The sequence below is a fragment of the Streptomyces cahuitamycinicus genome, from assembly GCF_002891435.1.
GTDB classification, from domain to species: domain Bacteria; phylum Actinomycetota; class Actinomycetes; order Streptomycetales; family Streptomycetaceae; genus Streptomyces; species Streptomyces cahuitamycinicus.
In genome coordinates, this window is record NZ_POUC01000358.1 from 1 (window position 1) to 8,366 (window position 8,366).

Annotated in this window: 9 protein-coding genes and 2 pseudogenes; 8 read left to right on the forward strand and 3 right to left on the reverse strand. The window is 70.0% G+C overall.

The window, feature by feature from the left end; all coding sequences use genetic code 11:
* Window positions 1-2: 2 nt before the first annotated feature.
* Window positions 3-842 (reverse strand): class I SAM-dependent methyltransferase, encoded by an 840-nt coding sequence (locus C1J00_RS32890; protein WP_180989781.1) that lies wholly within the window; start codon window positions 840-842, stop codon window positions 3-5.
* Between the two features lie 362 nt (window positions 843-1,204).
* Between C1J00_RS32890 and rpsA the strand changes: the two genes are divergently transcribed.
* The 4 genes from rpsA (at window position 1,205) to C1J00_RS32910 (ending at window position 5,070) form a co-directional block, all read left to right on the forward strand.
* Window positions 1,205-2,713, forward strand: coding sequence for a 30S ribosomal protein S1 (gene rpsA, locus C1J00_RS32895; RefSeq protein WP_102912629.1), 1,509 nt, complete (start codon window positions 1,205-1,207; stop codon window positions 2,711-2,713).
* Window positions 2,714-3,026: 313 nt separating this feature from the next.
* Window positions 3,027-3,965, forward strand: a complete 939-nt coding sequence (locus C1J00_RS32900; protein WP_102912630.1) for a PAC2 family protein — start codon at window positions 3,027-3,029, stop codon at window positions 3,963-3,965.
* A 54-nt stretch (window positions 3,966-4,019) separates the two neighbouring features.
* Window positions 4,020-4,640, forward strand: a complete 621-nt coding sequence (coaE, locus tag C1J00_RS32905) for a dephospho-CoA kinase (RefSeq protein ID WP_102912631.1) — start codon at window positions 4,020-4,022, stop codon at window positions 4,638-4,640.
* 49 nt (window positions 4,641-4,689) lie between these two features.
* Entirely contained in the window at window positions 4,690-5,070 is a 381-nt protein-coding gene (locus C1J00_RS32910; RefSeq protein WP_102912632.1) for a tetratricopeptide repeat protein, read from the forward strand.
* A 16-nt stretch (window positions 5,071-5,086) separates the two neighbouring features.
* Here C1J00_RS32910 and C1J00_RS32915 read toward each other — a convergent pair whose 3' ends face one another.
* Entirely contained in the window at window positions 5,087-5,350 is a 264-nt protein-coding gene (locus C1J00_RS32915; protein ID WP_102912633.1) for a DUF6343 family protein, read from the reverse strand.
* A gap of 131 nt (window positions 5,351-5,481) precedes the next feature.
* On the opposite strand from C1J00_RS32915, the pseudogene C1J00_RS47235 reads away from it, so the two are divergent.
* The 4 genes and pseudogenes from C1J00_RS47235 to C1J00_RS32935 form a co-directional block, all read left to right on the forward strand.
* A pseudogene (locus tag C1J00_RS47235) lies at window positions 5,482-5,583 on the forward strand (acyltransferase domain-containing protein); the annotation flags it as partial.
* Between the two features lie 124 nt (window positions 5,584-5,707).
* Window positions 5,708-6,388 (forward strand): class I SAM-dependent methyltransferase, encoded by a 681-nt coding sequence (locus tag C1J00_RS32925; protein ID WP_102912635.1) that lies wholly within the window; start codon window positions 5,708-5,710, stop codon window positions 6,386-6,388.
* 33 nt (window positions 6,389-6,421) lie between these two features.
* Window positions 6,422-7,459, forward strand: coding sequence for a protein kinase family protein (locus tag C1J00_RS32930; RefSeq protein ID WP_102912636.1), 1,038 nt, complete (start codon window positions 6,422-6,424; stop codon window positions 7,457-7,459).
* 145 nt (window positions 7,460-7,604) lie between these two features.
* The gene (locus C1J00_RS32935) at window positions 7,605-8,063 is read left to right on the forward strand and encodes a DoxX family protein (RefSeq protein WP_102912637.1); all 459 of its coding nucleotides are present in this window, start codon (window positions 7,605-7,607) and stop codon (window positions 8,061-8,063) included.
* 114 nt (window positions 8,064-8,177) lie between these two features.
* On the opposite strand, the pseudogene C1J00_RS46010 reads toward C1J00_RS32935, so the two are convergent.
* Window positions 8,178-8,366, reverse strand: a pseudogene (locus C1J00_RS46010) (RNA-binding S4 domain-containing protein); the annotation flags it as partial.

Below are 8,366 nucleotides of genomic sequence, written 5' to 3' on the forward strand. Positions count from 1 at the left end.
CCCTAGCCCCCGTCGCCCCGCTCGCACACGAAGATCGCCGTCCCTGGAATCAGGTTCCCGCGCAGCGGCGACCAGCCGCCCCACTCGGACGTGTTCCACACCGGCCACTCCGGCTCCACCAGGTCGACCAGCCGGAAGCCCGACGCCACGACGTCCCGGACACGGTCGCCCAGCGTGCGGTGGTGCTCGACGTAGACCGCCCGGCCGTCGTCGTCCTGCTCGACATAAGGAGTGCGGTCGAAATAGGAAGCCGACACGGACAGACCCTCCGGCCCCGGCTCGTCCGGGAAGGCCCAGCGGATCGGATGCGTCACCGAGAAGACGAGCCGGCCCCCGGGCCGCAGCACCCGGCGCACCTCCCGCAGCACCTGGCGCGGATCGGCGACGAAGGGCAGCGCCCCGTACGCCGAGCAGGCCAGGTCGAACGAGCCGTCCGCGAAGGGCAGCGCGCCGGCGTCGGCGCACACCAGCGGGAAGGAACCGCCGATGCGCAGCGCGTGCTGGAGCTGCCGGTGCGAGATGTCCAGGGCGACCGGGCGCGCGCCCTGGGCGGTCAGCCAGCGCGAGCACTGGGCGGCGCCGGCGCCGATCTCCAGCACGTGCCGGCCCTTGAGCCCTTCCGGCGGGCCGAGCAGCTCGGCCTCCACCTCGTCCAGGCCCTCGGGTCCCCAGACGAAGCGGTCGTCGCCGAGGAACGTGCCGTGCTCGATCTGGTACTCGTCCGCGTTGCGGTCCCACCAGCCCCGATTGGCCCGGGAGCTTTCCGCGACATCGGCGGAACGCCGGGTGGCCTCGGGTTCGGACGCTTCGAACTCTTGGATGATCGGCTCCCTCGTATTAATCTGCGGGCTCTTCCGCCCAGCCGGTCCGGTGGTGGCACAAAGCGGCACAAAGGGGGCGTCGTGCGGCCTGCGTGGCCTCGGACGACATGACTTGTGCCGGGTATGCGGCGATCTGCCCCGCGTGGGCGGCTTCGCGCATTGACCCTGCCCGGCTGCCCCCGTATGCTACAAGTTGCGCTGCGGGCCTGCGCACCTCAGACGTAGCAGGCTGCGCTCGCATCTGTATGTATGTCCCCTCGGTTGTCGAGGCGCCACCGTTTCTGAGTGGCGCTTCCTTGGCTGTCCGGCTTCTGCAGAGCGAAACGGGCTCCCGGCGTAGCAGTACCTACGACTTCAATGTCCGTACCGGAGCCCTTTCCCACATGACGAGCAGCACCGAGACCACCGCAACCACCCCGCAGGTAGCGGTCAACGACATCGGTAACGAGGAAGCCTTCCTCGCCGCGATCGACGAGACGATCAAGTACTTCAACGACGGCGACATCGTCGACGGCGTCATCGTGAAGGTCGACCGGGACGAGGTCCTGCTCGACATCGGTTACAAGACCGAAGGTGTGATCCCGAGCCGCGAGCTCTCGATCAAGCACGACGTCGACCCGAACGAGGTCGTCGCCGTCGGTGACGAGATCGAGGCCCTTGTTCTCCAGAAGGAGGACAAGGAAGGCCGCCTGATCCTCTCGAAGAAGCGCGCCCAGTACGAGCGTGCCTGGGGCACCATCGAGAAGATCAAGGAAGAGGACGGGATCGTCACCGGTACCGTCATCGAGGTCGTCAAGGGTGGTCTCATCCTTGACATCGGCCTCCGTGGCTTCCTCCCGGCCTCCCTGGTCGAGATGCGCCGCGTCCGTGATCTCCAGCCCTACGTGGGCAAGGAGCTCGAGGCCAAGATCATCGAGCTGGACAAGAACCGCAACAACGTGGTCCTGTCCCGCCGTGCCTGGCTGGAGCAGACCCAGTCCGAGGTCCGCCAGACGTTCCTCACGACCCTCCAGAAGGGTCAGGTCCGTTCCGGCGTCGTCTCCTCGATCGTCAACTTCGGTGCCTTCGTGGACCTGGGTGGCGTCGACGGTCTGGTCCACGTCTCCGAGCTCTCCTGGAAGCACATCGACCACCCGTCCGAGGTTGTCGAGGTCGGCCAGGAAGTCACCGTCGAGGTCCTCGACGTCGACATGGACCGCGAGCGTGTCTCCCTGTCGCTGAAGGCGACCCAGGAAGACCCGTGGCAGCAGTTCGCCCGCACCCACCAGATCGGCCAGGTCGTGCCCGGCAAGGTCACGAAGCTGGTTCCGTTCGGTGCGTTCGTCCGCGTGGACGAGGGCATCGAGGGTCTGGTCCACATCTCCGAGCTGGCCGAGCGCCACGTGGAGATCCCGGAGCAGGTCGTCCAGGTCAACGACGAGATCTTCGTCAAGGTCATCGACATCGACCTCGAGCGCCGTCGCATCAGCCTCTCGCTGAAGCAGGCCAACGAGTCCTTCGGTTCGGACCCGGCCTCGGTCGAGTTCGACCCGACGCTCTACGGCATGGCCGCGTCGTACGACGACCAGGGCAACTACATCTACCCCGAGGGCTTCGACCCCGAGACCAACGACTGGCTCGAGGGCTACGAGACCCAGCGCGAGGCGTGGGAGACCCAGTACGCCGAGGCGCAGCAGCGCTTCGAGCAGCACCAGGCGCAGGTCATCAAGTCCCGCGAAGCGGACGAGAAGGCCGCTGCCGAGGGTGGCGAGGCTGCCGCTCCGGCCGCGTCCGGCGGTGGCGGCGGTGGCGGCGGTTCGTACTCCTCCGAGGGCCCGGACAACTCCGGCGCGCTGGCCTCGGACGAGGCGCTGGCCGCTCTGCGAGAGAAGCTGGCAGGTGGGCAGAGCTGACGCCCACTGAGCAGTAGCTGTTCCTGACTGAGGGCTCGCACCTTTCGAGGTGCGGGCCCTCAGTGCTTGCCGGGCTCGCACCCTTCGAGGCGCGGGTCCTCCACGCTTGCCGGGCTCGCACCTTCCGAGGTCGGGTCCTCAGTGCTTGCCGGGCTATCGGCCGGCTGCCGGCCGGTGGAGGCCGTCGCGCAGTTCCCCGCGCCCCTTGCCTCGGTGGTCGTCGCCCGCTGCCAAGATCGAAATTCCCCTCCTCCGGGAATGCCCACGCCCGCAACGGCGTTGTGGAGTGTGAACACGAGGAGGAGCGGTCACTGTGCTTGATCCGCAGGATTTGTACGCCTGGGAGCCGAAGGGGCTGGCCGTCGTCGACATGGCGCTCGCCCAGGAGTCGGCCGGACTAGTCATGCTCTACCACTTCGACGGATACATCGACGCCGGCGAGACGGGCGACCAGATCGTCGACCGGGTGCTCGACTCGCTGCCCCACCAGGTGGTAGCCCGCTTCGACCACGACCGGCTCGTCGACTACCGCGCCCGCCGCCCGCTGCTGACGTTCAAGCGCGACCGCTGGAGCGACTACGAGGACCCCGCCCTCGAGGTGCGGCTCGTGCAGGACGCCACCGGCGCACCCTTCCTGCTGCTGTCCGGCCCCGAGCCGGACGTGGAGTGGGAGCGCTTCGCCGCCGCCGTGAAACAGATCGTGGAGCGGCTCGGCGTCCGCCTCTCCGTGAACTTCCACGGCATCCCCATGGGCGTCCCCCACACCCGGCCCGTCGGCCTCACCCCGCACGGCAACCGCACCGACCTCGTCCCGGGGCACTCCAGCCCGTTCGAGGAGGCGCAGGTGCCCGGCAGCGCCGAGTCCCTCGTCGAGTACCGCCTGCTCCAGGCCGGGCACGACGTCCTGGGCGTCGCCGCCCACGTCCCGCACTACATCGCCCGCTCGCCCTACCCGGACGCGGCCCTGACGGTGCTGGAGGCCATCACGGCGGCGACCGGACTGGTCCTGCCGGGCATCGCCCACGCCCTGCGTTCGGACGCCCACCGCACCCAGACGGAGATCGACCGGCAGATCCGCGAGGGCGACGAGGACCTCACCGCGCTCATCGACGGCCTGGAGCACCAGTACGACGCCGTCGCGGGCGCCGAGACCCGGGGCAACATGCTCGCCGAGCCGGTGGACATCCCTTCGGCGGACGAGATCGGCCAGGAGTTCGAGAAGTTCCTGGCGGAACGAGAAGGTGACAACTGATCCCGGTCGGCCCGGACGAGGGCCCTGTCAGCGGCAGGGCCTAAGCTGCGGGACATGCTGAAGGTGGGCCTGACCGGCGGCATCGGTGCCGGCAAGAGTGAGGTGTCACGGCTGCTCGTCAAGTGCGGGGCCGTGCTGATCGACGCGGACCGCATCGCGCGGGAGGTCGTCGCACCGGGGACGCCGGGGCTCGCCTCGGTCGTCGAGGCCTTCGGGGAGGAGATCCTCGCGGCCGACGGCAGCCTGGACCGGCCCCGCCTCGGCGCCATCGTCTTCGCCGACGCGGAGAGGCTCGCCACCCTCAACGCGATCGTGCACCCCCTGGTGGGCACCCGCTCCCGCGAGCTGGAGGAGGCCGCCGCCGAGGACGCGGTCGTCATCCACGACGTTCCGCTCCTCACGGAGAACAGCCTGGCACCGCTGTACGACGTCGTGATCGTGGTCGACGCGGCTCCCGAGACCCAGCTCGACCGGCTCGTGCGACTGCGCGGCATGACCGAGGAGGACGCCCGCGCGCGGATGGCCGCCCAGGCGACGCGCGAGCAGCGCCGGGAGATCGCGGACATCGTGATCGACAACGACGTCCCGCTGGAAGAGCTGGAGCAGCGCGTGAAGGACGTGTGGGCCGAGCTGGTGCGCAGGTCGCGGGCGTCCCGGCCGTCCGGTGTGGAATAGCGGCACCCCGTGGGGCGTTGAACCCGTGCAGTGAGGGAAGGACTCTGCCGTGCCCGAGACCAGCGGTTCGACCGGACGTACCCCGGAGACGCATGTCATCGACTTCCGTGCCGCCGAGCAACTGCTCGCGGCGCGAGACCCGCGGGGCGCGGTGAAGCTGCTCGACCGGGTGATAGCCACGCACCCGGAGAACACCGCTGCGCGGCTGCTGCGGGCGCGTGCCTTCTTCGCCGCGGCGCAGCTGAGGCCGGCGGAGCTCGAGTTCCAGGTCGTCCTGGAGCGGGAGCCGGACAACGCCTTCGCGCACTTCGCGCTCGCCCGTACCTATGAGCGTCAGGGCCGTCCCGACCAGGCGAAGCGCCACTTCCGCCTCGCGGCCGCGCTCGACCCGAAGCCGGAGTTCCTGAAGGCGGCGAACTTCGACTCGTGATCCGTCGTCGTCCGCTTCAGGGGCGTCGGTCCGGCGGCTGATAGGGCGGGATGCCAGGACCCGGCTGGTAGTGCGGGCCCTGCCGGATACGCCGTAGGACGACGGCCAGGTCGACCGTGACGATCAGCAGCAGCACACCGCAGGCGATGGCCCACCCGTTCCGCCCGGCGAGCGCGAACGCCACCGTCCCGAAGAGCGCCCAGACCAGCCCCCACACGCTCAGCCAGAATCGCGCCCGCAGGGCACTGCGGGCGGTTCGCGGTTCACTGCCTGTACGCATCCTTCGATCACCACTCCTGCCCCCAATTTTACGGGAGGGGTAGAGGTCCCGCAGTGGCTCACGCACCACGTCCGGGGCCGGGCGGCGGTGCGCCATTCCCGGCTGCTCCAGGACGGGCTCGGTGTCCGCGGGTTTCGGGTCTGCCGAGGCGCACGACGGTGGAGCGGGCGGTGGGGGACCACCTGCGGGCGGGCGGTCACTGGTACGTGTGGCTCGGCTGGTCGCCGCCGTAGCTGTCGCGCTCCCGACTCCCCGCCCGCGCCGTTGCCTTCACTTGCCTTCACTCGGTCGGGTGAAGACAGCGGTCACGGGAACGGGCGTGCGGATGCTGCCCGTTGGACGGGCATGGAGATGAGAATGCGTGAGGGGTACGAGGGGACGGGACCCGGGGCCATCACCCCGGACGGCTGCGCGGTGGAGCTCTACTCCCGGCTGCCCGTCGGAGACGAGCCGGATGTCATCGCCGCCGCTGTCCCCGAGAGCGCGCGCATCCTGGAGCTCGGCAGCGGGGTCGGCCGCATGACCCACGCACTGCTGGAGCGCGGGTTCACGGTCACAGCGGTGGACGAGTCCGCCCGCATGCTGGAGCGCGTGCGCGGCGCGCGGACGATATGCGGCCCGATCGAGGAGCTGGACCTGGGCGAGACGTTCGACGTCGTGCTGCTCGCGTCGTTCCTCGTGCACACGGGAGACGCCGAGGTGCGGCGCGGCATGCTGCGCACCTGCGCTCGTCACGTCGCGGAGGGCGGCTGCGTACTGATCCAGCGGGAGGGCGAGGATTACCACGAGAACGTGCCGCGCGAGCGCAAGGACCCCAGCGGCTTCACCGTGCGGATCGCGTCGTCGGAGCCGGCCGGAGACGGAGTCAACTCGGTGCGTGCGGAGTACGAGTTCCCGGACGCGGTCTGGACCCAGACGTTCCGGGCGCGACCCCTGACCAGGGAGCAGTTCGAAGAGGCACTCCAGGAGGCGGGCCTGAAGGTGGACCGCTATCTGACGGAGGATCGGATATGGGTGCGGGCGGTGTCGGCGGTTTAGGCGGTGGGGGTGCGTGAAGGCCTCCCTGGGGGAATGGATCCGGGGCGGCTGAGTGACTATGACACGGTCGCGACCTCCCTGGCGCTCCTCGGGGACACCGAGCTGCGCGAACTGACCGACGGGGCCACGCCGTTGGGCACGGGCATCGGCGGATCATCGGCCCGGCTGGACGTGTCCGGCACTCCCGTCTTCGTGAAGCGCGTGCCCCTCACGGATCTGGAACTGCGGCCCGAACACCGCCGGTCGACGGCCAACCTGTTCGGACTGCCGATGATCTGCCAGTACGGCATCGGCGGGCCCGCGTTCGGAGCGTGGCGGGAGGTCTCCGCGCACACCATGACCACCAACTGGGTGCTCTCCGGGCAGTTCCAGGGATTTCCTCTGATGTACCACTGGAGGGTGCTGCCGGAGGAGGAACCCCACCGGGCAGAGGAACTCGCCGATGTGGAGAAGGCCGTCGCCTACTGGGGAGGGAGCGCGGGCGTGCGGCGACGGGTCGAGGCCCTGCAACGATCCTCCGCGAGCGTCGCGCTCTTCCTCGAGTACCTGCCCCAGACCCTGCACTCGTGGCTCACGGCGCAGGTACAAGCCGGTGATGAGGCGCTCGACCGGGCGTGTTCCCTGGTCGAGAAGGAGCTGGCGGCCGGCACGTCCTTCATGAACAGCCGTGGCCTGCTCCACTTCGACGCCCACTTCGAGAACATCCTCACCGACGGCCGGCGCCTGTACTTCGCCGACTTCGGCCTCGCCCTGTCCACCCGCTTCGACCTCACGCCCCCCGAGGCCGACTTCTACGACGAGCACAGCGCCTACGACCGCTGTTACACGGCCAGCTACCTCGTGAATTGGCTGATCACCGCCCTGTACGGCGGAGACTGGGAGATCCGTGGAGAGCTGATACGAGCCTGGGCCGAAAGGCGGCAACCCACCGGGGCGCCGCCCGGGGCCGCCGAGATCCTCACCCGCAACGCCCCGGTCGCGGCCGTGATGACCGACTTCTATCGCACCCTGCAGACGAAGAGCCGGATGACTCCTTACCCGTGGGAAAGCCTCCAACAGCTCTGTCCGTGAGGAACGGCGGGAGCGAGGGCGCCCCTGTGACGGTCTGCTCGGCGTCGTCGTCTCGGCGGCGATGAGTTCCGGGACCGGGGCCGGTCTACCCCTCCGACACCCGACGCCCCGACACCACACGGACCGCTTCACCCAGGAGACCTCCATGTCCGAGACCACCGCTGCCGTCACCGCCGACACCACCCCGGCCGGCGTCGTCATCGCCGAATCAGCGACCGCTCGCGGGCGGCGTGCCCGGATCGCCCTGCGCGCTCTGCAGGTTCTGCTCGCCCTCTTCTACGCGATCGACAGCGCTCTGCCCAAGCTGATCGGGCACGCGTCGGCTGCCGAGTCGTTCGAGCGGCTCGGCTGGGGCAGCGCGGGGATGTACACCATCGGCGCGCTCGAACTGGCCGGCGCGGTCGCCCTGTTGATCCCGGTGCTCCAGTCGGTGGCGGCGATGGGGCTGGGCGCGTTGATGGTGGGCGCGTTCGTCGTGCAGATATCCGTCTTCGACGGGCAGTACGCGGCGACGCCGGTGATCCTGGTCGTGCCGCTCACCCTCATCGCGTGGGCACGGCGGGAGCACAACACGGATCTGCTCCGGCTGCTGCGGCGGGCGTGACCGAACGGAGCCCTGTCGCATACGGCTCCGGCGGGGAGAGGCCGAGGGCCCGTCCCTGGCGTCGGTCCCTGGAGGTGGCGTCGGTTCTTGGAGGTGGCGTCGGTTCCTCGGCCTTCACGGCCTCGGTCGGCGTGAGCCGCTGCCGAAGCCCGCGCCAGGGCTGCCGCCCGGACCAGGGCCAAGGCCGGGCGCGCCGCCGGGGCCCGTCACGCCGCGGAGGCGTTCCATGTCGCGCCGGTCGCGCTTCGTCGGCCGGCCCGCGCCGCGGTCGCGGATGCCGGCGGGGGCGACGGCCTCGCGGGG